The sequence below is a fragment of the Bradyrhizobium sp. AZCC 1577 genome, assembly GCF_036924575.1.
Classification (GTDB): Bacteria; Pseudomonadota; Alphaproteobacteria; order Rhizobiales; family Xanthobacteraceae; genus Bradyrhizobium.
Genome location: NZ_JAZHRQ010000001.1, coordinates 4,909,569 through 4,930,772, shown reverse-complemented (window position 1 = coordinate 4,930,772; position 21,204 = coordinate 4,909,569). Strand labels below are relative to the sequence as shown.

General features: G+C 62.7%; 20 protein-coding genes and 1 pseudogene. 15 read left to right on the top strand and 6 right to left on the bottom strand.

The annotated features are described in order from the left end of the window. Positions 1-151: 151 nt before the first annotated feature. Positions 152-1,252, top strand: coding sequence for an anhydro-N-acetylmuramic acid kinase (locus V1278_RS23415; protein WP_334384241.1), 1,101 nt, complete (start codon positions 152-154; stop codon positions 1,250-1,252). Positions 1,253-1,371: 119 nt separating this feature from the next. Then, the gene (locus V1278_RS23410) at positions 1,372-2,052 is read left to right on the top strand and encodes a glutathione S-transferase family protein (RefSeq protein ID WP_334382327.1); all 681 of its coding nucleotides are present in this window, start codon (positions 1,372-1,374) and stop codon (positions 2,050-2,052) included. Positions 2,053-2,122: 70 nt separating this feature from the next. Here the strand turns inward: V1278_RS23410 and V1278_RS23405 are convergent, their stop codons facing one another. Next, positions 2,123-2,770 carry an alpha/beta hydrolase gene (locus V1278_RS23405; protein ID WP_025589847.1) on the bottom strand — a complete coding sequence of 216 codons (648 nt, stop codon included), beginning with the start codon at positions 2,768-2,770 and terminating at the stop codon, positions 2,123-2,125. 279 nt (positions 2,771-3,049) lie between these two features. Here V1278_RS23405 and V1278_RS23400 point away from each other — a divergent pair. The 9 genes and pseudogenes from V1278_RS23400 (at position 3,050) to V1278_RS23360 (ending at position 11,025) form a co-directional block, all read left to right on the top strand. Then, a pseudogene (locus V1278_RS23400) lies at positions 3,050-4,205 on the top strand (cysteine desulfurase family protein). Between the two features lie 91 nt (positions 4,206-4,296). Beyond that, positions 4,297-5,793: a Fe-S cluster assembly protein SufB gene (gene sufB, locus V1278_RS23395; RefSeq protein WP_334368756.1), complete on the top strand. Its 1,497-nt coding sequence runs from the start codon at positions 4,297-4,299 to the stop codon at positions 5,791-5,793. Positions 5,794-5,916: 123 nt separating this feature from the next. Then, complete coding sequence (sufC, locus tag V1278_RS23390; RefSeq protein WP_334368757.1) at positions 5,917-6,669, top strand: Fe-S cluster assembly ATPase SufC; 753 nt, start codon at positions 5,917-5,919, stop codon at positions 6,667-6,669. Positions 6,670-6,686: 17 nt separating this feature from the next. Further along, positions 6,687-8,012, top strand: a complete 1,326-nt coding sequence (gene sufD / locus V1278_RS23385) for a Fe-S cluster assembly protein SufD (RefSeq protein WP_334382326.1) — start codon at positions 6,687-6,689, stop codon at positions 8,010-8,012. Then, the gene (locus V1278_RS23380; protein ID WP_213288637.1) at positions 8,009-9,256 is read left to right on the top strand and encodes a cysteine desulfurase; all 1,248 of its coding nucleotides are present in this window, start codon (positions 8,009-8,011) and stop codon (positions 9,254-9,256) included. Before sufD ends, V1278_RS23380 begins: the two co-directional genes overlap by 4 nt. Beyond that, positions 9,253-9,624 (top strand): SUF system Fe-S cluster assembly protein, encoded by a 372-nt coding sequence (locus V1278_RS23375; protein ID WP_028346267.1) that lies wholly within the window; start codon positions 9,253-9,255, stop codon positions 9,622-9,624. Before V1278_RS23380 ends, V1278_RS23375 begins: the two co-directional genes overlap by 4 nt. 9 nt (positions 9,625-9,633) lie before the next feature. Continuing rightward, on the top strand, positions 9,634-10,047 hold the full coding sequence (locus V1278_RS23370; protein ID WP_334368760.1) for a VOC family protein: 414 nt from the start codon (positions 9,634-9,636) through the stop codon (positions 10,045-10,047). A gap of 129 nt (positions 10,048-10,176) precedes the next feature. Next, the gene (locus V1278_RS23365; RefSeq protein WP_334368761.1) at positions 10,177-10,566 is read left to right on the top strand and encodes a HesB/IscA family protein; all 390 of its coding nucleotides are present in this window, start codon (positions 10,177-10,179) and stop codon (positions 10,564-10,566) included. Between the two features lie 27 nt (positions 10,567-10,593). After that, positions 10,594-11,025, top strand: a complete 432-nt coding sequence (locus V1278_RS23360; RefSeq protein ID WP_334382325.1) for a TfoX/Sxy family protein — start codon at positions 10,594-10,596, stop codon at positions 11,023-11,025. A gap of 7 nt (positions 11,026-11,032) precedes the next feature. On the opposite strand, the gene V1278_RS23355 is transcribed toward V1278_RS23360, so the two are convergent. Both V1278_RS23355 and V1278_RS23350 read right to left on the bottom strand, forming a co-directional pair. After that, positions 11,033-12,100 (bottom strand): GGDEF domain-containing protein, encoded by a 1,068-nt coding sequence (locus V1278_RS23355; RefSeq protein WP_334382324.1) that lies wholly within the window; start codon positions 12,098-12,100, stop codon positions 11,033-11,035. A 127-nt stretch (positions 12,101-12,227) separates the two neighbouring features. Beyond that, entirely contained in the window at positions 12,228-13,712 is a 1,485-nt protein-coding gene (locus tag V1278_RS23350; protein WP_334382323.1) for a DEAD/DEAH box helicase, read from the bottom strand. Between the two features lie 385 nt (positions 13,713-14,097). On the opposite strand from V1278_RS23350, the gene V1278_RS23345 reads away from it, so the two are divergent. From V1278_RS23345 to V1278_RS23335, 3 genes are all read left to right on the top strand, one after another. Next, complete coding sequence (locus tag V1278_RS23345) at positions 14,098-15,594, top strand: caspase family protein (protein WP_334382322.1); 1,497 nt, start codon at positions 14,098-14,100, stop codon at positions 15,592-15,594. 301 nt (positions 15,595-15,895) lie between these two features. Beyond that, a complete protein-coding gene (locus tag V1278_RS23340; RefSeq protein ID WP_334382321.1) occupies positions 15,896-17,101 on the top strand; it encodes an FAD-dependent oxidoreductase in 1,206 nt (401 codons plus the stop codon). 196 nt (positions 17,102-17,297) lie between these two features. Continuing rightward, positions 17,298-18,083, top strand: a complete 786-nt coding sequence (locus tag V1278_RS23335) for an outer membrane protein (RefSeq protein WP_334382320.1) — start codon at positions 17,298-17,300, stop codon at positions 18,081-18,083. A gap of 92 nt (positions 18,084-18,175) precedes the next feature. Here V1278_RS23335 and V1278_RS23330 read toward each other — a convergent pair whose 3' ends face one another. Together V1278_RS23330 and V1278_RS23325 are read right to left on the bottom strand one after the other, a co-directional pair. Beyond that, positions 18,176-18,946 (bottom strand): SDR family NAD(P)-dependent oxidoreductase, encoded by a 771-nt coding sequence (locus V1278_RS23330; protein ID WP_334382319.1) that lies wholly within the window; start codon positions 18,944-18,946, stop codon positions 18,176-18,178. A gap of 155 nt (positions 18,947-19,101) precedes the next feature. Beyond that, positions 19,102-19,287, bottom strand: coding sequence for a hypothetical protein (locus tag V1278_RS23325; RefSeq protein ID WP_334368771.1), 186 nt, complete (start codon positions 19,285-19,287; stop codon positions 19,102-19,104). Between the two features lie 189 nt (positions 19,288-19,476). Between V1278_RS23325 and V1278_RS23320 the strand changes: the two genes are divergently transcribed. Further along, positions 19,477-20,112, top strand: coding sequence for a hypothetical protein (locus tag V1278_RS23320; RefSeq protein WP_334382318.1), 636 nt, complete (start codon positions 19,477-19,479; stop codon positions 20,110-20,112). A gap of 94 nt (positions 20,113-20,206) precedes the next feature. On the opposite strand, the gene V1278_RS23315 is transcribed toward V1278_RS23320, so the two are convergent. Next, positions 20,207-21,007 (bottom strand): outer membrane protein, encoded by an 801-nt coding sequence (locus V1278_RS23315; RefSeq protein WP_334382317.1) that lies wholly within the window; start codon positions 21,005-21,007, stop codon positions 20,207-20,209. Positions 21,008-21,204 lie beyond the last annotated feature (197 nt).

Sequence of the window (21,204 nt, the reverse complement as noted above, 5' to 3'; positions counted from 1 at the left end):
TCACTGTAATTGTAACCAGTTGCGGAACCATGGCCGGAACAGGCTGCCGCAAGGCCGGGCGCTGTGGCATTATAAGATGTGCGTGTTTGGCACAAGCTGGTCGTCGTCGGCGGGACGTATCGAGCAGGGCGTTTCAAAGGCACAATCGACCATGATGTTGACGGCATTAGGTTTGATGAGCGGCACCTCGCTCGACGGGGTGGATGTCGCTTTGATCGAAACCGACGGCCGCCGGGTGAATGCGCTCGGACCGTCCGGATACCGGCCCTATACCGATACGGAGCGCGGCCTGCTGCGGCAGGCGCTGTACGAGGCCGCCGACCTGACCGATCGCACGGCGCGGCCCGGCTGCCTGCGGGAGGCCGAGCGGGTCGTCACATCTGCGCATGCGGAGGCGGTGGCCGCCTTTACCGCGCAACACCGGATGCGCTTCGACGATATCGACATCGTCGGCTTTCACGGCCAGACTGTGCTGCACCGGCCAGAGAAAAAGCTGACGGTCCAGATCGGCGATGCGCTGACGCTCGCCAAGACGATCCACATTCCGGTCATGTACGATTTCCGCGCTGCCGATGTCGAAGCCGGTGGGCAGGGCGCGCCCTTTGTGCCGGTCTATCACCGCGCGCTCGCCCAATCGCTGGAGTGGGAGGGGCCGACCATCGTGGTCAACATCGGCGGGGTCGCCAATATCACCTATATCGACGGCGACACGCTGATCGCCTGCGATACCGGGCCCGGCAACGCCCTGCTCGACGACCACATGTTCCGCCGCATGAACCAGCGCTTCGACACCGAGGGCCGCACCGCCGCGCTGGGCAGGGTCGATGCGGCCTGGATCAACCGTGCGCTGGAGATGCCGTTCTTTTCGCTGCCCCCGCCGAAATCGCTCGATCGCAACGATTTTGCGGGCCTGAAGCTCGGCGATATGGCGCCCGCGGATGGCGCGGCGACGCTGACCGCCTTCACCGTCGCCGCGATCGCCCGGGTGGTGCCATTGTTGCCGAAGGAACCCAAGAACTGGATCGTGGCCGGCGGCGGCGCCCGCAACCTCACTATGTTGCGGATGCTGCGTGAGTGTCTGGCGCCTGCGACCGTCCGGGCGGCGGACACCCTGGGCTGGGCCTCCGACGCCATCGAGGCGCAGGCTTTCGGATTTCTGGCGGCGCGAGGCCTGAAAGGCCTACCGCTGAGCTACCCCGCCACGACCGGGGTGCCGCTCCCGATGACCGGCGGCATCATCGCGCGGCCGTGACGCGGTTCAAGATATGTTGATGCAATTGCATTGACCTTGACGGCTGCATGCAGGTGCATCTAATTTAGATGCAGATGCATGGAGCGGAGGCCGGCCGGCCTTCGCGTTGGGAGGTCGTCATGGCGCAGAAGCTCACTTTGATCAGCCACAAGCTTTGTCCCTATGTGCAGCGCGCCGTGATCGCGCTGAACGAAAAGGGCGTTCCGTTCGAACGGGTCGACATCGATCTGGCCAACAAGCCGGACTGGTTCCTGAAGATTTCGCCGCTTGGCAAGGTGCCGGTGCTCGTCGTGACCGGTGCCGACGGCAAGGAGGTCGCGTTGTTCGAAAGCAACGTGATTTGCGAATACATCGAGGACACCCAGGGCGGCGCAAAGCTGCATCCGCAGGATGCGCTTCAGCGTGCGCAGCATCGGGCCTGGATGGAGTTCGGGTCGACCATTCTGAGCGAGCTCTGGGGTCTGGAGACGACGGGTGATCCCGCGATCTTCGAGAGCAAACGGCAGGCGGTTGCCGCAAAATTTGCACAGGTCGAGAAGACGCTCGGCACGGGTCCGTTTTTCGCGGGCAAGGGCTTCAGCCTAGTGGACGCGGTGTTCGCGCCGATCTTCCGCTATTTCGACGTGTTCGATGAGTTGATTGATCTCTCAGTGTTCGCCGACACGCCGAAGGTCCGCGCATGGCGAGAGACGCTGGCGAAGCGGCCGAGCGTACGCACGGCGGTGGGTCCCGACTATCCGCAATTGCTGCACGCGTTCCTGGTGCGCCATAACGCGCATTTGCTGAAATTGGCGGCCTAGCGCGGCGGGTAGGCCCGGCTCTGCGGTGCACCACTTCGTGTTGCACCACGCCCGGGGCACGGACCAGACGTCAGCGGACGTTGGCAAGGCGCATGTCGAGATAGCCGGTCACCGTCTCCATCAGCGGCTCGAGCTTGCCGTCGAAGAAATGATTGGCGCCCGGGATGATCTGCTGATCGATCACGATGCCTTTCTGCGTCTTCAACTTCTCGACCAGCGTATTGACGTCCTTCGGCGGCACCACCGCGTCCTTCTCGCCGTGCACGATCAGGCCCGAAGACGGGCAGGGTGCGAGGAAGGAGAAGTCGTAGAGATTGGCGGGCGGCGCGATCGAAATAAAACCTTCGACCTCGGGCCGGCGCATCAAGAGCTGCATGCCGATCCAGGCGCCGAACGAAAAGCCCGCGACCCAGCAGGCGCGTGCTTCGGGATTGATGGTCTGCGCCCAATCGAGCGCGGATGCCGCGTCCGAGAGCTCGCCGGTGCCGTGATCGAATGAGCCCTGGCTGCGGCCGACACCGCGGAAATTGAAACGCAGCACCGAGAAGCCGCGATGCGCAAACGCGTAATAGCACTGGTAGACGATCTGGTGATTCATCGTGCCGTGGAACTGCGGATGCGGATGCAGGATCATCGCGATCGGCGCGTTCTTCTGCTTGGCCGGATGATAACGGCCTTCGAGGCGGCCTGCGGGGCCGGTGAAAATTACTTCAGGCATTGATGATCCCTAGGCAACGGACGTGATCCGGCGGAAAAGAATGTGATCATGCGTCGTTGGGCGATGCGCGAACGGGCGCTCCCGTGAACTGGTTGCGGCCTTCTAGCATGAGGCGAGGGGCAAAAAGCAAGCATCTTGAACGTCTCGAAGGCTGTTCAAGGGGTCAGCTTGCGATTGTATGAGACGGCACGATCCCCAATTGCCATAAGGCGCTTTGCGCAGGCACCCGGCGTACCTCGCGCTGGCCGCCCGCGGATGTAGGTAATATTATACAGAACAATGTCCGACCGCATCTATCTCGATTGGAATGCGACGACGCCGCTTCGCCCCGAGGCGAGGCAGGCGATGGCGGCCGCTTGGGACCTAGCCGGCAATCCGTCCTCGGTGCATGCCGAAGGGCGTCAGGCACGCCGGCTGGTCGAGGACGCACGGGCTGCAGTCGCGGCGGCCGTCGGCGCCCGTCCGCACGACGTGGTGTTTGCTTCCGGCGGCACCGAAGCCAATACTATGGCGCTGGCGCCGGGATTGCGCCGGGGCACGGGGTCGCCGGTCCAGCGACTGGTGGTGTCGGCCATCGAACACCCGTCGGTGCTATCGGGCGGACGGTTTCCGGCGGACACGATCGCGGCCATTAAGGTCTCGGGTGCCGGCTTGGTCGACCTTACCCATCTGCGTACGCTGCTGGCCGAAGGGCCGCCTGCGCTGGTGTCGGTGATGCTGGCCAACAACGAGACCGGCGCCATTCAGCCGGTCGGCGAAGTCGCTGACATCGTGCATGAAGCGGGCGGGCTGCTGCATGTCGATGCGATCCAGGCACTCGGCAAAATACCGTTCGATATCAAATCGATACGGGCCGACCTAATCACCCTGTCTGCGCACAAGATCGGCGGCCCCAAGGGGGTTGGTGCGCTGGTCCTGGCCGAAGAGGTTCAGGGTCTGGAGCCGCTGCTCCGCGGCGGTGGCCAGGAGCTGGGCCGCCGGGCGGGAACCGAGAATGTCGCCGGTATTGCGGCCTTCGGCGCTGCGACCAAGGCAGCCATGGCCGAGCTGCCGGCCGGCGCCATCCGGCAGCAGGGCCTGCGTGAGCGCCTTGAGAAGGGGCTGAAGCAAACGCCTGAAATCATTGTGTTTTCAGAGCATGCGCCGCGCCTGCCCAATACGACGCTGTTTACCGTTCCCGGGCTTCGGGCCGAGACGGCAGTGATCGGCTTCGATCTCAGCGGTATTTTCGGTATCGTCCGGTTCCGCCTGTTCCTCGGGCAAGGTGCAACCATCCCACGTTCTGGCCGCCATGGGGTTCGAAGGCGAGCTGGCACAGGGAGCGGTGCGGCTCAGTCTGGGCTGGTCTACCACGGAGACAGACATTGATTTGGCCCTTGAGGCTTGGCGAAAGCTCGCCGATGCCTTACTTAGAGGGCGACGAAACACGGCTTGAACCGTTCTAAGCGGGTTTCGCCGGAAACGCTTCGTCACACTGATTTGCGATTGTTCCACCGCGGTCCTTGAAACCGCGAGCGGAGGATGGAATGCCAGCCGTACAAGAGACGGTCGAGCGCGTACGGCGCATCGACGTCGATCAATATCGATATGGTTTTGAGACGCTGATCGAGTCCGACAAGGCCCCCAAGGGTCTCTCGGAAGACACCGTCCGCTTCATTTCCGCGAAGAAGAACGAGCCGGCCTGGATGCTGGAATGGCGTCTGGAGGCCTATCGCCGCTGGCTGACCATGACCGAGCCGACCTGGGCGCGCGTCAACTATCCCAAGATCGACTACCAGGACATCTATTACTACGCGGCGCCGAAGCCGAAGAAGACGCTGTCGTCGATCGATGAGATCGATCCCGAAATCCTCAAGACCTACGAGAAGCTCGGCATACCCTTGCGCGAAGTCGCCATTCTCGAAGGCGTCGAGCCCCCGCCCGGCGGCGAGCCGTCGGCCAACCGCAAGATCGCGGTCGACGCGGTGTTCGATTCGGTTTCGGTGGCGACCACCTTCCAGAAGGAGCTGAAGGCCGCCGGCGTGATCTTCATGCCGATCTCGGAGGCGATCCGCGAACACCCCGAACTGGTGAAGAAGTATCTCGGCACGGTCGTGCCCACCTCGGACAATTATTTCGCGACGCTGAACTCGGCGGTGTTCTCCGACGGCTCGTTCGTCTATGTGCCGCCGGGCGTGCGCTGCCCGATGGAGCTGTCGACCTATTTCCGCATCAACGAGCGCAACACCGGCCAGTTCGAGCGCACGCTGATCATCGCCGACAAGGGCTCCTACGTCAGCTATCTCGAAGGCTGCACCGCACCGCAGCGCGACGAGAACCAGTTGCATGCGGCGGTCGTCGAACTCGTCGCCCTCGATGACGCCGAGATCAAATATTCGACGGTGCAGAACTGGTATCCTGGCAATTCCGAAGGCTTGGGCGGCATCTACAATTTCGTCACCAAGCGTGGCGACTGCCGCGGCAACCATTCGAAGATTTCCTGGACCCAGGTCGAGACCGGTTCGGCGATCACCTGGAAATATCCGAGCTGCATCCTGCGCGGCGACAATTCGCGCGGCGAGTTCTACTCGATCGCGATCTCGAACGGTTACCAGCAGGTCGATAGCGGCACCAAGATGCTCCATCTTGGCAAGAACACGTCGAGCCGCATCATCTCCAAGGGAATCGCGGCGGGCAAATCGCAAAATACCTATCGCGGCCTCGTCACCGCCCATCGCAAGGCGACCGGCGCACGCAATTATACGGCCTGCGACTCGCTTCTGATCGGCGACAAATGCGGCGCGCATACCGTGCCTTACGTCGAGGCGAAGAACTCGTCTGCGACCTTCGAGCACGAAGCGACGACGTCAAAGATCTCCGAGGACGTGCTGTTCTATTGCACCCAGCGCGGGCTCTCGCAGGAGGAAGCGGTTGGCCTCGTGGTCAACGGTTTCGTGAAGGACGTGCTGCAGCAACTGCCGATGGAGTTCGCAGTTGAGGCGCAGAAGCTGATCTCGATCTCGCTCGAAGGATCGGTTGGATAGCGACCTCATCCTGAGGAGGCCGCGCAGCGGCCGTCTCGAAGGATGAGAGGAAAGATTGTGGCCACGCCTTCGAGACGCGCCTGGCGGGCTCCTCAAGACGAGGGGTGAAAATGGAAAAACGACATGTCATTGCTTGAAGTGAAAGACCTGAAGGTTCGTGTCGAGGATAACGAAATTCTCCACGGGCTGACGCTGACCGTGAACCCGGGCGAAGTCCACGCGATCATGGGACCGAACGGCTCCGGCAAATCCACGCTGTCGCACGTCATCGCCGGCAAGCCGGGTTACGAAGTCACGGATGGACAAATCCTGTTCCGGGGTGAGGACCTCCTGGAGATGGAGCCGGACGAGCGCGCCGCCAAGGGCGTGTTCCTGGCGTTCCAGTATCCGGTTGAAATCCCTGGTGTCACCACCTGGAATTTCCTGCACACGGCATTGAATGCCCAGCGCAAAGCTCGCGGCGAAAGCCAGCTTACCTCTCCGGAGTTTCTCAAGAAGGTCCGCGAGGTCGCAAAGTCGCTCAACATCCCGCAGGACATGCTCAAGCGCGGCGTCAATGTCGGCTTCTCCGGTGGCGAGAAGAAGCGCAACGAGATATTGCAGATGGCGCTGTTCGAGCCTGCCGTCTGCATCCTCGATGAGATGGATTCCGGCCTCGATATCGACGCGCTCAGGATCGCGGCCGACGGCGTCAACGCGCTGCGTTCGCCCGACCGCGCCATGGTCGTCATCACCCACTACCAGCGGCTGTTGAACTACATCATACCTGACTTCGTACACGTGATGTCGAGGGGCCGGGTCGTCAAAAGCGGCGGCAAGGATCTGGCGCTGGAGCTCGAAGCTTCCGGCTATACCCAGTTCGAAGACGCAGCCTGACGCAAAGCGGATTTGTGATGAACCTGGTTTTGGCAAAAAGCGAGACGGGACAGGCGCTAAGCGACAGCTTTGCGATCGCCCGCGACCGGTTGCCCGGCACCGGCAAGGTGGCCGAAGCGCGAAGTGCCGCCTTCGAGGCCTATGAGCGCGCAGGCCTGCCGCATCGCCGGATCGAGGACTGGAAGTACACCGATCTGCGGGCGCTGATGCGCGAAGTGCTGCCGCTGGCGCCTGCGCCAGATGCCGCTGCGCTGACGCGGGCCGCCTCCGCCGTCAAGCTGCAGGCGATCAAGGGCGCGCGCCGGCTGGTGCTGGTGGACGGCGTGTTCGCGCCAAAGCTTTCCGAACTAGGCGGCCTGGAGAAGGGCCTTACCGTTCGTCCCCTGCGGGATGTGCTGGAAGCCGGCGAGGCCGCGCTGCAGGCGCAACTGCTCACGACCGACAACACCAATCCGATGGTGGCGCTCAACAGCGCGATGATGACCGATGGCGTGGTGATCGAGATTGCCAACGGCGTCGTGCTGAAGCAGCCGCTGCAGATCATTCATGTCGCGAGCGGCACTGCGCCCGCGGCGATGTTTACGCGCTCGCTGCTGCGTCTCGGCAAGGATGCCGGCGTGACGCTGGTCGAGAGCTACATCGCAGCCGACGGCGCGAAGACCTATCAGGCCCACGACTCGCTGATAACAGCGATCGGGGACAATTCGCGGCTCGATCATGTTCGACTGGTCGAGGACAGCCGCGAGGCCTTCAACATCTCCTCCGCCGTCATCACGCTCGGCGCCCATGCGCATTTCAACACTTTTGGCATAACCTCGGGCGCTGCCGTCAGCCGCTACCAGGCGACGATTGCGTTCGCGGGAGAACATTCCCGGGTCGAGACCAACGGCGTCAACCTGCTCAACGGCCGCCAGCACGCCGACACCACGCTGCTCATGGACCACGCGGTGCCGCACTGTGCCAGCCGCGAGGTGTTCCGCGCCGTGGTCGACGACCGTGGCCATTCGGTGTTCCAGGGCCGCATCATCGTGCGTCCCGATGCCCAGAAGACCGACGCCAAGATGATGACGCGGGCACTGCTTTTGTCCGACGACGCCGAGGCCGACAACAAGCCGGAGCTCGAGATCTTCGCCGATGACGTTACCTGCGGCCATGGCGCCACGACCGGCGCGCTCGACGAGAGCCTGCTGTTCTACCTGCGCGCCCGCGGCCTCTCCGAGAAGGAGGCCCAGGCGCTGCTGATCCAGGCCTTTGTTGGTGAGGCCATCGAATCCATCGTCAACGACGATCTGCGCGAGCTCGCAATCGCCGCCGCGCAGCGTTGGCTGGAGGCACGGGCATGACCCAGCATCCGGCGGTCAAGAATGGCGCCTATGACGTGGCCCGCGTGCGGGAGGATTTCCCTGCGCTGGCGATGAAGGTCTATGGCAAGCCGCTGGTCTACTTCGACAACGCCGCCTCCGCGCAGAAGCCGACCGCCGTGCTCGATCGCATGACGGAAGCCTACAGAAGCGAATACGCCAACGTACATCGCGGTCTGCATTATCTTGCCAATGCCGCGACGGAGGCTTACGAGGGCGGCCGCGCGAAGGTGGCGAAATTCATTAACGCAGGGCGTAGTGAGGAAATTATCTTCACCCGCAATGTCACGGAGGCCATCAATCTGGTGGCATCTTCCTGGGGCGAGCCCAACATCAAGCAGGGCGACGAGATCGTGCTCTCGATAATGGAGCACCACTCCAACATTGTGCCCTGGCACTTTTTGCGCGAGCGCCATGGCGCCGTGATCAAATGGGCGCCGGTCGACGACGACGGCAATTTCCTGATCGAGGAGTTCGAGAAGCTGCTGACACCGCGCACCAAGCTCGTCGCCATCACTCAGATGTCGAACGCGCTTGGCACCTTCGTCCCGGTCAAGGAAGTCGTGAAGCTCGCTCATGACCGCGGCATTCTGGTGCTGGTCGACGGCGCGCAAGGCGCTGTGCATTTACCGATCGACGTGCAGGACCTCGATTGTGATTTCTATGCCTTCACCGGCCACAAGATCTATGGTCCGACCGGGATTGGCGCGCTGTACGCCAAGCATGAGCACCTGGTCGCGATGCGGCCCTATAATGGCGGCGGCGAGATGATCCGCGAGGTGGCAAAGGACTGGGTCACCTATGGCGATCCGCCGCACAAGTTCGAAGCCGGGACGCCGCCGATCGTCGAGGCGATCGGGCTGGGCGCTGCGATCGATTACGTCAACTCGATCGGCAAGGAGCGCATCGCCGCCCACGAGCACGATCTTTTGAACTACGCCCAGGAGCGGCTGCGCGAAATCAATTCGCTGCGCCTGATCGGCACCGCGCGCGGCAAGGGGCCGGTGATCTCCTTCGAGATGAAGGGCGCCCATCCCCACGACGTCGCAACCGTGATTGACCGGCAGGGAATCGCGGTGCGCGCCGGCACCCACTGCGTGATGCCGCTTTTAGAGCGGTTCAATGTCACAGCCACCTGCCGGGCGTCGTTCGGGATGTATAATACCCGGGAAGAAGTCGACCATCTGGCACAGGCGCTGATCAAGGCGCAGGATTTGTTCGCATGAGTGATACGGCCGAAGTCAAAACCGCCAACATGGAAACCAATTCGGCGCTGCCGCCGGAGGAGACCGAGCGGCTGGGCACCGAAATCGTTGCCGCGCTGAAGACGGTGTTTGACCCGGAAATTCCGGCTGACATCTACGAACTCGGCCTGATCTACAAGGTCGACCTCAAGGACGACCGCAGCGTCGATGTGACGATGACGCTGACTACGCCGAACTGTCCGGCCGCCGGCGAACTGCCGACCATGGTGGAGAACGCGATCGCCAGCGTCCCGGGCGTCGGCGTCGTCAATGTCAATCTGGTGTGGGATCCGGCCTGGACGCCGGATCGGATGTCCGACGAGGCGCGCCTCGTCCTCAACATGTGGTGAAGGGACCTATTGCCCAAGCTATCCGGCGTCATCGAGACTGCACTCTACGTCGATGACCTCGACCGCGCCCGCGCGTTCTACGAGGAGGTGCTGGGTCTGGAAGCGCTGACGGCGGATCCGCGGTTCGTTGCTTTCGATGTCGGTGGACGAAACGTGCTGCTGCTGTTTCGCCGCGGCTCGGCGCCTGAGACGATCCAACTCCCCGGCGGCACCATTCCGCCGCATGATGGCAGCGGCCCCGTTCATATGGCCTTTGCCATTCCGGCGGCTGAGCTGCCGGTGTGGGAAGAGGCACTCGACAAGCACGATGTCGCGATCGAAGGCAGGACGGACTGGCCGCGCGGCGGGAAGAGCATCTACTTCCGCGACCCGGACAGCCATTTGCTGGAACTGGCGACACCGGGAATTTGGGCGATTTACTAGAATGCTTGCGGCTGGTTTCGACGGGTTCTGAGTGAGTTCATGACGAGGGGCCTTCACAGCGGGATTTTCGTTGTTATTTTAATGCCATGATAGCTCGTCGCCACGATGCGACGCCGGAGATCGACTGCAATGGATACCACCGTACAGTCTTCCAAGCCGAAGCCGCGGCCGCGCCCGCAGGTGATGAAATTGACCGAGGCGGCGGCTGCGCGGATCACGGAGCTGACCAAGCGGGCCGATTCCGAGATCGTTGGCTTGCGCGTTGGCATCAAAAACGGCGGCTGCGCCGGGCAATCCTATACGGTGGAATACGCCCACGAGATCCGCCCGACCGACGAAGTGGTCGAGGACAGGGGCGTGAAGATTCTGGTCGATCCCAAGGCGGTCCTGTTCCTGCTCGGCACTGAGATGGACTACAAGGCCGACAAGCTCCAGGCGCAGTTCATCTTCAACAACCCGAACCAGGTTTCCGCCTGTGGCTGCGGCGAGTCGGTGCAACTGACGCCGGCGAAGGGTTAACGACCGCATCGCCGGGGGCGGTGAGCCATGGACCGCGATTTCCTGATCGACCTGTTTGCCGATTTCGGGCCGGTCACCATCCGCCGGATGTTTTCAGGTTTCGGCATTTCCGCCGACGGTACCAATTTCGCGCTCGCGCTGCGGGCGGGACTCTATCTTCGTGCCGACGAGCAAACGATCCCGCAATTCCAGGCCGAGGGATCAACCCCATTTCAGTATCAGACGCGAGCCAAGACCGTCACGGTGAATTCGTATTGGCAATTGCCGGCTCGTCTGTTCGACGATTCCGAGGAACTGGCCGGATGGGCGAGGGCAGCGCTGGCCGCGGCGCAGCGCGCAGCTCTGCGCAAGCGACCGAAGGCGCGCAAGGTAGAGAAAGCGAAGGTGTCCGGGACGACCGCGGGCAAGCCGGCTGCGAAGCGGAAGGCCACGGGCACGAGGAAGGCGCGGGGCAAATAGCTGGCGCCTAGGCGACCTGGCTGCGGGTCTCGGCGGCGTATTCGGGGTCGACTTCGCAGACCACGCGGTTGCGGCCGTTGCGCTTGGCGGCGTAGAGGCAGGCATCGGCGCGCTCGATCAGCGAATCGGTGTCGTCGTCCGGCTTCAGCATGGAGACGCCGACCGAGATGGTGACGCGGCCGAGAATTTCGCCGGTCGATTTCTTCTTCAACTCCTTGGCCATGACGGCGCGGCGGAGGTGGTCGGCGACCGTCAGCGCCTGACGCAGCCCGGTATTCGGCAGCACCACCGCGAACTCCTCGCCGCCATAGCGGGCGGTGATGTCCTGGCCCTTGATGGTTTGCTTCAGCGACATCGCTACCAGCCGCAGCACCTGATCGCCGGTCAGATGGCCGTAGGAATCGTTGAACGATTTGAAATGGTCGATGTCGAACATCATCAGCGACAGCGGTTCGCCGCTCGCCATCGCCGTTCGCACCGCCATCTCGATCGAGCGGTCGAAATATTTGCGGTTGCCCAATCCGGTCAGCGGATCGGTCAGGCTCTCGGCGCGGATCGCTTCGAGGCTGTGCTGCAGATTGCTGATCGCGGTCCTAGACAACGCCAGCCGATTCTCCAGCGCCTTGTTGGTCTCGCGCATCTCGCGCGTCGATTTCATCAGACCGTCGACGATCGCCTTGATCTGATCGCCGCTTTTGGCGTTCCTGAGTTTTTCGTTCGCGCCGCTCAGCTTGGCGTCATAGCTCTCCGACATCGCGAGCGCCGCGGTGATGAGGGTCATCACGTCGTCGATCTCGCCGATCACGCGCGCGCCGACCTTGTCGATGCGGTCGGAGGCCTTGATGTGCGAGAGATAGGTTTCGTAGATCTGTTCGAGATCGGACTCGCTCAGCTTGCCGTTGCGCGCCAGCGTCTCGTTGATGATCTTGTTGAGGGGAGCATTGTATCCAGTCGCGTAGACGTACCAGATTTCATAGTTGCGTGGGACGGCGGTCTGCCTGAGGGATTTGATCTGGCCCAACGCGACTTCGGCAAACGCCATCGTGCGTTCGTGCTCGTCCAGCAGCTTGACCACTGATCCGTCCCCAATAGCGAGTAGCGCCGGTCGTTGCCGTGCAGCAATGATTAAAATTATCGCCGCAGGTTAACGGAGGAGGATGAACGGCCGGTAAACAGTTCCGGCCGCAGCAAATCGACGCTTGTCAGACGCGGGCGCGAATGGGCCGCAACAGGAATGCAGGAAGGTGCGAGTGATCGGCAGGCTCCGATTCGACCTCGCGGTGAGCGCGCCGCGGTTCGGGTCGCCCGATCGAGGGCACGCGCGAAGGCTGCGCAGGGGCGGGCGGCGAAAAGGCGGCGGCCTCCGGCTGCGGCCTCGCACTGCGGCCCGTGCCCTTGGCCTGCCGCGTTTCACGATCGGCGCTCTTGTCGCGGCGCTTATCAGAATCCCTGGCGTGTCGCGGCTCGCGTTCGCGCCGCGGCTTGCGCCCGCCACGCGAGCCTTCCCGCGCGCGATGCTCGCGCGGCTGATCGGTCTCCTCGGACGAGTCCGAATGTACGGCGTAGTCACCTTCGGCGGGGGGAATGGTTTGCCCGATCAGTCGTTCGATTGCAGCGATCGATTTACTGTCGAGCGGCGTCACGATCGAGATCGCGGTGCCGGCGCGGCCGGCGCGTCCGGTGCGGCCAATGCGGTGCACGTAGTCGTCGGCGTGATGCGGCACGTCGAAATTGAAGACGTGGCTGACGGCGGGAATGTCGAGGCCGCGGGCAGCGACATCGGAGGCCACCAGCAGCGGAATATCGCCCTTGCGGAATTGATCGAGCGCCGCCGTGCGCGCCGACTGGTCCATGTCGCCATGCAGGGCGCCGACGCTGAAGCCATGCTTCTGCAGCGATTTGTGAACGACAGCGACTTCGCGCTTGCGATTGCAGAAGATGATCGCGTTGTTGAGGTCCTTGGCGTCGCGCAACAGGCGGCGAAGAAGCTCGCGCTTCTCGTGCGGCTCACGGCCGCCGTTGACCTTGAACTGCGACACGCCGGTCGCCGTGGTTGCCGGGCGCGAGACTTCAATTCGTTCAGGATTGTGCAGGAAGGTTTCGCTGATGCGGCTGATTTCCGGCGGCATCGTCGCGGTGAAGAACAGGGTCTGGCGCGTGAACGGCACCAGCTTGCAGATGCGTTCGATATCGGGGATGAAGCCCATGTCCAGCATGCGGTCGGCTTCGTCGATGACCAGCAGTTCGACGCCGGTGAGCAGGAGGCCGCCGCGCTCGGTGTGGTCGAGCAGCCGGCCCGGAGTTGCGATCAGGACGTCGACGCCACGGGTCAGCTTGGAATCCTGGTCGCCGAACGAGACGCCGCCGATCAAAAGCGCGACGTTGAGTTTCTGGCCAGCGCCATACTTGTCGAAATTCTCTTTCACCTGTGCCGCAAGTTCGCGGGTCGGTTCAAGGATCAGGGTGCGGGGCATCCGTGCCCTGGCGCGGCCCTTTTCCAGCAAAGTGAGCATGGGTAGGACGAAGGCGGCGGTCTTGCCGGTGCCGGTCTGGGCGATGCCGAGGACGTCGCGGCGGGCCAGAACGTGGGGGATCGCCTGTTCCTGGATGGGAGTAGGGGTGGTGTAACCGGTAGCCGCAACTGCGGCGAGGACCTTATCGGAAAGACCGAGATGGGAAAAAGACATTGAGCCTCTAGTCGACACCGCCGTTCGGAATCGAAGGTAAAAATGCTGTCGCGTTTTGCCCCGAAACGGCGCGCTTTTGAAAAGCTGGGGGCTCTGACTTACGCAGACGAGCGGCTAACCTAGAGAATCGCGTTTCGATCCAAGGCCGCGTTGAGCGCGAACATAGGGTCGAAATGGCCAAAGTCAATCTGGGAACTGACCATATAGCGAAAAAGCTTAATGTTTTCGCACAAATAACGGCCAAAACCGTCATTTGGCCGTCAAACCGAGCCGCTGTATTCCTATCAACCGGAGCCGTTGAACCGTGGGCATCGGGATGCCGACTATGGCATGAAGCGGCTTTGCACGGCCTAAACCAGGACCATTCGTGCGCTGGGGGATTTCGATGAAGCGTTGGCTTTCCAGATTGCTCGCGGTGACGACCCTTGCAGCTTGCATGGCGGCCCTCACCGTCCCCGCGCAGGCGGAAAAGCGTGTCGCGCTGGTGGTCGGCAACAACGACTACCGGAACGTGCCCAAGCTGCAGAAGGCGGTCAACGACGCCCGCACCATGGGCGATACGCTCAAGCAGCTCGGCTTCACGGTGATGGTGGCGGAAAACCAGAACCGGCAGGCGTTCAGCCAGACGCTGCTGGCCTTCGACAAGGCGGTCGACGCCGGCGACACCGCGTTCTTCTTCTATGCCGGCCACGGTTTTGAAATCGCGGGCCAGAATTTCCTGCTGCCGACTGACGTGCCGGCGGCGACCGAAGGCCAGGAAGAGCTCGTGCGCGACGCCTCGATCCTCGCCGACCGCATCATCGAGCGGATGCAGAACCGCAAGGTGCGCACTGCCATCCTGGTGTTCGATGCCTGCCGCAACAATCCGTTCGAGCGCGCCGGTACGCGTGCGGTTGCCGGCGGCGGCGGTCTCGCGCCGATGACGCAATTGCCGGAAGGCGTGTTCTCGATCTTCTCGGCCGGGCCGCGGCAGACCGCGCTCGACCGGCTTTCCAATGACGACGCCAATCCCAATTCGGTGTTCACGCGAACCTTCGCGAAGGAATTGACGCAGCCCGGCGTCAATCTCGTGCAGGTCGCGCAACGCACGCGGCGCGCGGTCAGCGAACTGGCAGAGACCGTCCACCACAAGCAGATCCCGGTTTACTTCGACCAGATGGTCGACGACGTTTTTCTGAATGGTTTGGCGAAGGCCCAGCCTGAGGCGGCGAAGCCCGCCGAGCCGCTGCAAAAGCTTGCAGCTTTGCCTCCGGTACAGCGCCTGCAGCCGCAGAACGATTCCGTCAACGCGCCGATCGCGATGTTCTCGCGTCACAATGGCGGCTGGACCGTGGTGTTCTCGATCGCCGATCCGACGCTCGGTATTTCCTGGCGGATCGGCGACAGCGGCGATTTCCGCGAGACCGGCTTCATGGATACGCTCGATCCGCGGACCCGCAAGCGGATGCCCAACCCGTCGGTCGAACTGCCGGCCGATGCTTCGGCGGCCATCATCCAGGTGCGCTATGTCGACACCAATGGCGAGTTGCAGGGGCCGTTCCCGATCCGGTTCGATCCCGAGGCTGCGCTGATCCGCGACCAGCGCAAGATTCTCGATATGACCGCGACGAGCTGGCTGTCGTTCCGCGAGTACAACGGGCTTCTGGTCTACTATACGCACTTGATGTCGTACCGCTGCGCGATCCGCGAAGTGCGCGTCGGCATCGACAGCGCGGTGCCCGACAAGGTGCTGAAAATGCCGCCTTGCAACACTCGCGATCCCAGCGTCATTCCACACGATGCGCAGCCCTATTTGAAGCTTGCGCCGGCGACCAGATCGGTTTCGGTGGAATTGACCTATCGCGACGGCAGCGTCTCCGAGATCAAGAGTTTTAGGCGGTAGCGGACGCGGCCTCGATTGCATCACGGGCACCTCGGAGCAGCTCTCCTCCGTCGTCCCTGCGAACGCAGGGACCCATAACCACAAATGTACGTTGTTTGAAGGAAGCCGTTATCGATCCAGCACGACAACGACGGCCGCGGCGTATGGGTCCCTGCGTTCGCAGGGACGACGGGGTGGATGTGGTTCAGTTTTCGACAAGCCAAACATCCGCGCAATGGCTTTCGCGCCGCATATTGCATTGCCGATGCCTGGCAGATGATCGATGCTGCCTCGTCGGGCAAACCGGCGACAGGAGCGAGCGATGAAAGTACGTTGTTGTATCGTCGGCGGCGGGCCGGCCGGCATGATGCTCGGATATCTGCTGGGCCGCGCCGGCATCGACGTCGTGGTGCTGGAGAAGCACGCCGACTTCTTTCGCGATTTTCGCGGCGACACCGTGCATCCCTCGACGCTGCAGGTGATGGACGAACTCGGGCTGATCGACGGCTTCCTGAAACTGCCGCACCAGCGCTTGCAGAAGATGCAAGGCATGTTCGGCGGCGAAACGGTGCGGCTCGCCGACCTGAGCAGGCTTGGCGTCAAATATCCCTTCATCGCCTTCATGCCGCAGTGGGACTTTCTCAATTTCCTGCGCGAAAGCGGCAAGCGGTTCGGCTCGCTCAAGGTAATGATGTCGACGGAAGCGATCGATCTCATTCGAGACAGCGAGCGCGTCACGGGCGTGAAGGCGAAGACGCCGGATGGTATCATCGATATCGAGGCCGACCTGACCGTTGCCTGCGACGGACGCCATTCGCTGGTGCGCGAATGCGCTGGCCTTGAGGTCGAGGAAATCGGCGCGCCGATGGATGTCTTGTGGTTTCGCGCCGGCAAGCGGGAGAACGAAAGCGAGAGCCTGTTTGCGCGGGTCGATCCCGGCAAGATGATGGTGACCTTCGACCGCGGCGACTATTGGCAATGCGCATTCGTCATTCCCAAAGGGCAGTACGACGCGGTCAGGGCGAGGGGACTGCCCGCGCTGCTCGACGACATCGCGCGCATGGCGCCGGTCCTGAGACCGGGACTTGCCGAGGTGAAGAGCTGGGACGACGTGAAGCTGTTGAGGGTTGCGGTCAACCGGCTGAAGCGCTGGACGCGCCCGGGGCTATTGTGCATCGGCGACGCCGCGCATGCGATGTCCCCGATCGGCGGCGTCGGCGTCAACCTCGCGGTTCAGGATGCGGTGGCGACGGCGAATCTGCTGGCGCCGAAGCTGGTAAGTGGCTGCCCGTCCGAAGACGAACTCGACGCGGTGCGCCGGCGGCGCGAATTTCCGGTGAAGATGACGCAGCGGATGCAGGTCGTCGTGCAGAACAACATCGTGAACGCTGCGCTGAAGCCGGGCAACCAGCCGCTGAAGGTCCCGTTGGTCATGCGGCTGGTCACCGCGGTGCCCTGGCTGCAGGGCGTCACGGCGCGGTTCGTGGGCTTAGGCGTGCGCCCAGAGTATGTGGAACGCCGTAAATAGGATACAGGGCCGTTCCTAGGGCCAAGAACCAGGAGTTGATGGCGACGGTATTTAAAATACGCGCAAATGCCGGCTACCGACCACAATACCCGCGATTGTAGCAACCGGGTGACAGCCAAAGGGCGAGAATCTCCGTAAGGTTAGTCATGATTTTGGGTCTTAGATGTCTAATTCCGTGGGAATAAGGGGTAACAACATGAAGAAACTGGTACTCGCTGCTTCCATCCTTGCCGCCAGCGCGGTGAGCGCGTTCGCCGCAGACATGCCGGCGCGCATCGCGAAAGCGCCCGTGGTGCCCCCGGTCGTTACCTACGACTGGTCCGGTATCTATGTCGGCGGCGCGGTTGGCGGCGCCTGGCACGACACCGCCGGAAACTTCTTCAATGCTCCGCCCTTCCTCTGGAGCACCGGTAACAGCGACGCCGCTTTGATTTACGGCGGCTTTGCCGGAATCCAGAAGCAGTGGGGCAATTTCGTCCTCGGTATCGAAGGCGGCTACAACGCCCTCGACAACGGCTTTAACACCACCGCCGGCACCGGCGCCCTCGGCGCCTGCAACTTGGTCGTTGGCCTTTCCTGCCAAAGCCGCGTCAATGACATCTGGTATATCGGTGGGCGGGTCGGTTATGCTTGGAACCGCTTCATGGTGTATGGCCAGGGCGGCTACGCGCAGGCTGACATCGACACCCAGATCCTCCTCAACGGAACCGGCATTACGTCGGACCATGCCGGTGCTTCGCATGGCGGTTGGTACGCCGGCGTTGGTTTCGAATACGCGGTTCTCGACAACCTGATCCTCGGCGTCGACTACAAGCACTACGAGTTCGATAGCAAGCAGCACAATTGTAATCTGGCGTTGGTCACCTGCACTCCTGGAGGAGTGTCCTTCCGCAACGTCGATGCGGATGTCGATGCTGTGATGGCGCGGGTGAGCTACAAGTTCAATCCGTGGCCGACTGGGCCGGTCGTCGCCAGATACTGATCCAAGTACCGAAATCCAGAGACGATGCAAAAGCCCCGGCCTTGGCCGGGGCTTTTTTCGTGCAGGCCGAGGATCAGGCAAGCCGTCTTTGGCTACCCCATGATCGAATACCCGCCATCAATTGGAATCGCCGTGCCCGTGACGAAATCCGACGCTGCCGAGGATAGAAATACCGCGATGCCCGCAAAGTCGTCTATCCCGCCCCAGCGCGCCGCCGGCGTGCGCGCCAGCACCCGCTCATGCAGGCCGTCGATCTCCTGGCGGGCGCGCTTGGTGAGATCAGTGTCGATCCAGCCCGGCAGCACGGCGTTGGCCTGGATGTTGTCGGCTGCCCAGGCACAAGCGCAGGAGCGGGTGAACTGCACGATGCCGCCCTTGCTCGCGGCATAGGCTGGCGTGAAGCTGGCGCCGAAAATCGACATCATCGAGCCGATATTGATGATCTTGCCGCCGCCGGCCGCTTTCATCGCCGGATAGACCGCCTGCGAGCACAGGAAGGCGCTGGTGAGGTTGGTTTGGATCACGCTGTTCCACTCGGCGATATCGAGCGCATGCGGCGGCTTGCGAATATTGATGCCGGCGTTGTTGACGAGAATATCGATGCGGCCGAGATCGCGGACGACGCGCTCGGTCATCGCCGCGACCGCTGCCTGGTCGGTGACATCAGCCGCCACCGCAATCGCCTTGGCGCCGCCTTGCGCAAGTTCCGCGACCGCATCGGCCGATTTGGCTTCGTTGCGGCCCACCACGGCGATCGCCGCGCCGGCCTCCGCGAGGCCCCGGGCCATGCCGAGCCCGATGCCGCCATTGCCGCCGGTGACGATAGCTACCTTGCCGGTGAGGTCGAAGAGTTTTGTGGTCATTGTTGTCGTCCGTTTGCTTTTGGTTTTCGTAGGGTGGGCAAAGGCGCGCTTCGCGCCGTGCCCACCATTTTCAGAGCGAGTGAAGGATGGTGGGCACGCTTCCGCCTTCGCTCGTTGAGCTACGGCGGACAAGTCGCTTTGCCCACCCTACGAATCTAGCGGTTGCCTTGCCAGATCAGGATCAGGCCGACGGCGACGAGCACCGCGCCATATCCGGCCCATTGCAGCTGGTTGATCATGAAGCTCGATGACGGCCAAGGGATCGCGCCGGTGCCCTGGCCGATCCACAACAGGCCGATCGCAAGCGCCAGAAAGCCGATGATTGAAAGGGATCTGGCCATGGCTTCCTCCCTCCTACCGCCTGGCGTGGGGACGCGGTGCGGCATTCTCTTCGGTTGTCTTTGGGCCGCTGCAGGAAACCATCGCCGGCGGCGGCCGTAGCTTCCGATCGAATAGAAAGCCGGCCGGCTTCGCAAGGCCTGAAGTTGCGGCATCGCCAAGGATCATCAAGGATCATCATGAGCTGCCGAATGATCTGTCTAGCGCTCGCGTTGATTCTGATTGCCATTGGCGCCTATGTGTCGTGGCCGCGGAAAGCTGATTTGCGCGCTTTCGATCCGGCTGACATCGCGCGGCTCGAGACGGTGATGTGGCGCGACTATTACGACAAACGCTATCCCGCGCTGTTCTACCATCTCTACGAGCTGTCGCGGACGCAGTTCGGCTTCTCGCCGCTCGATAGTTTCTGGATCGCCTTGGCGGCGGCTAGGGCCGCGAAAGCCTTCCAGCCGACGCGCTCCCGCGAGGCCGCCAACGCCGCGCTGCCCGCGCTCGTGACCTACTACCGTTTGCTCGCGTCCGCCACGCCCGAAGGCTTCAATGTTGAGGAAGCGGCGCGTCTCGAGCTCGATTGGTGGCAGGCAAGGCGCGAGGCCGTGGGCCCCGCGCAGTACGGCGTGACGGTCGCGCGCGTTGCCGCCATCACCTACGGCAAGCATCCCGACGATCCGTCGCTCGTGATGTCAGGTATCGGCCGCGCCGAGGCGATGGCCTGGCGCGACGCCCGCGGGCAGGCGATGACGGATCAGGACTGGTCCGAGATCGAGTGCCGGTTGCGGCGGGCCTATCGATCGCTGAAGGCGGCGGTGGCAGGGGGCGGGCCGTGAAAGCAAGTGCAGCGGGTAAGTTGGCGCGGCTGCCCGCAGACGCAAAAAAGCCCCGGGCGATGCCGGGGCTTTTGAGCTGTCGAGTTAGCAGAAATCAGTACCTGGCGGCGACCGGAGCGCCGCCCCAGTTGAAGCGGTAGACCAGCGAGGTGCTGATGGTCTGCACCCAAGGCTTGAAGGTAACCGAATTGCCGGTGATTCCGCCGCCGAAGGCAGGCGTGAACGTCTCCGGGAGGGTAGCGCGGTCATAGAAAGCCGACCGATATTCGGTCTTCATGAACCAGCCTGGTGCGGAGATTCCGAAGATGTCCAGATTGTTCTCGACGCCGCCGCCGATGAACCAGCCGTTGCGGGTGAAGGAGGGGGTAGTAAACACCACCGGTCCGCCTGCCGCGCCCAATGTAGAATAGCTGGCTCCGGACCACTCCGAACCGGAGTAACCGCCGTTCACGTAAGACAGCACATTCGGCGCGACGAGATAACCCAGCCTCACGCCAGCCGCATAGCTGGTCCGAAGCTTTTCACGTCCCTCAAAAGCGAAATCCGGTTCGTTGATGGAGCCACGGATGTCACCGAATTGTCCGTCACCGAAGACACCGGCCACCCACCTGCCACCGAACTGCCAATCGTAGCCGATACCGACCGTTCCGAACCACCCGCTTCCGCCCATCCTCTGGTCACGGCTGATCGCGACGCCGCCGGGGTTAGTCACCAGGTTGCTGTCGGCTGCCCACAGTCCGCCGCCAGCGCCGCCGAAAATGTAGAAGCCGGTCCAGTTATAAACGGGGGCGACCGGCGCCGGAGCCTTGGCATAGGGACGGGCCCCGAGGTCAGCCGCAACGGCCGATCCAGTCATTGCCGCCACCGCGGTCAGAGCGAGCAGTACCTTTTTCATTTTCAAGTCCCTTACCCTAGGTGCGCCACCGCTCTAGAGGTGCGCGAGCGCCGATTCCCAAAATCCAGTAGCGTGACTATACGCAGTTCCCGCGAAATTGCTGTTGCGGGGGAAGCACACTGGGCCGAAAAGGAACGGCTGGCAAAAGCTCGAAATACGGGCAGGTTTCGCCAGTTACCGGCCAGAATGGCCGGAAA

Bases quoted from the DNA above. Each gene is read 5' to 3' on its own strand.
- V1278_RS23365 (WP_334368761.1), top strand. From the start codon at position 10,177: ATGGATACCACCGTACAGTCTTCCAAGCCGAAGCCGCGGCCGCGCCCG.
- V1278_RS23410 (WP_334382327.1), top strand. From the start codon at position 1,372: ATGGCGCAGAAGCTCACTTTGATCAGCCACAAGCTTTGTCCCTATGTG.
- sufB (WP_334368756.1), top strand. From the start codon at position 4,297: ATGCCAGCCGTACAAGAGACGGTCGAGCGCGTACGGCGCATCGACGTC.
- V1278_RS23380 (WP_213288637.1), top strand. From the start codon at position 8,009: ATGACCCAGCATCCGGCGGTCAAGAATGGCGCCTATGACGTGGCCCGC.
- V1278_RS23335 (WP_334382320.1), top strand. From the start codon at position 17,298: ATGAAGAAACTGGTACTCGCTGCTTCCATCCTTGCCGCCAGCGCGGTG.
- V1278_RS23405 (WP_025589847.1), bottom strand. From the start codon at position 2,770: ATGCCTGAAGTAATTTTCACCGGCCCCGCAGGCCGCCTCGAAGGCCGT.
- sufD (WP_334382326.1), top strand. From the start codon at position 6,687: ATGAACCTGGTTTTGGCAAAAAGCGAGACGGGACAGGCGCTAAGCGAC.
- V1278_RS23415 (WP_334384241.1), top strand. From the start codon at position 152: ATGATGTTGACGGCATTAGGTTTGATGAGCGGCACCTCGCTCGACGGG.
- V1278_RS23375 (WP_028346267.1), top strand. From the start codon at position 9,253: ATGAGTGATACGGCCGAAGTCAAAACCGCCAACATGGAAACCAATTCG.
- V1278_RS23345 (WP_334382322.1), top strand. From the start codon at position 14,098: ATGAAGCGTTGGCTTTCCAGATTGCTCGCGGTGACGACCCTTGCAGCT.
- V1278_RS23315 (WP_334382317.1), bottom strand. From the start codon at position 21,007: ATGAAAAAGGTACTGCTCGCTCTGACCGCGGTGGCGGCAATGACTGGA.
- V1278_RS23340 (WP_334382321.1), top strand. From the start codon at position 15,896: ATGAAAGTACGTTGTTGTATCGTCGGCGGCGGGCCGGCCGGCATGATG.
- V1278_RS23350 (WP_334382323.1), bottom strand. From the start codon at position 13,712: ATGTCTTTTTCCCATCTCGGTCTTTCCGATAAGGTCCTCGCCGCAGTT.
- V1278_RS23320 (WP_334382318.1), top strand. From the start codon at position 19,477: ATGATCTGTCTAGCGCTCGCGTTGATTCTGATTGCCATTGGCGCCTAT.
- V1278_RS23330 (WP_334382319.1), bottom strand. From the start codon at position 18,946: ATGACCACAAAACTCTTCGACCTCACCGGCAAGGTAGCTATCGTCACC.
- V1278_RS23360 (WP_334382325.1), top strand. From the start codon at position 10,594: ATGGACCGCGATTTCCTGATCGACCTGTTTGCCGATTTCGGGCCGGTC.
- V1278_RS23325 (WP_334368771.1), bottom strand. From the start codon at position 19,287: ATGGCCAGATCCCTTTCAATCATCGGCTTTCTGGCGCTTGCGATCGGC.
- sufC (WP_334368757.1), top strand. From the start codon at position 5,917: ATGTCATTGCTTGAAGTGAAAGACCTGAAGGTTCGTGTCGAGGATAAC.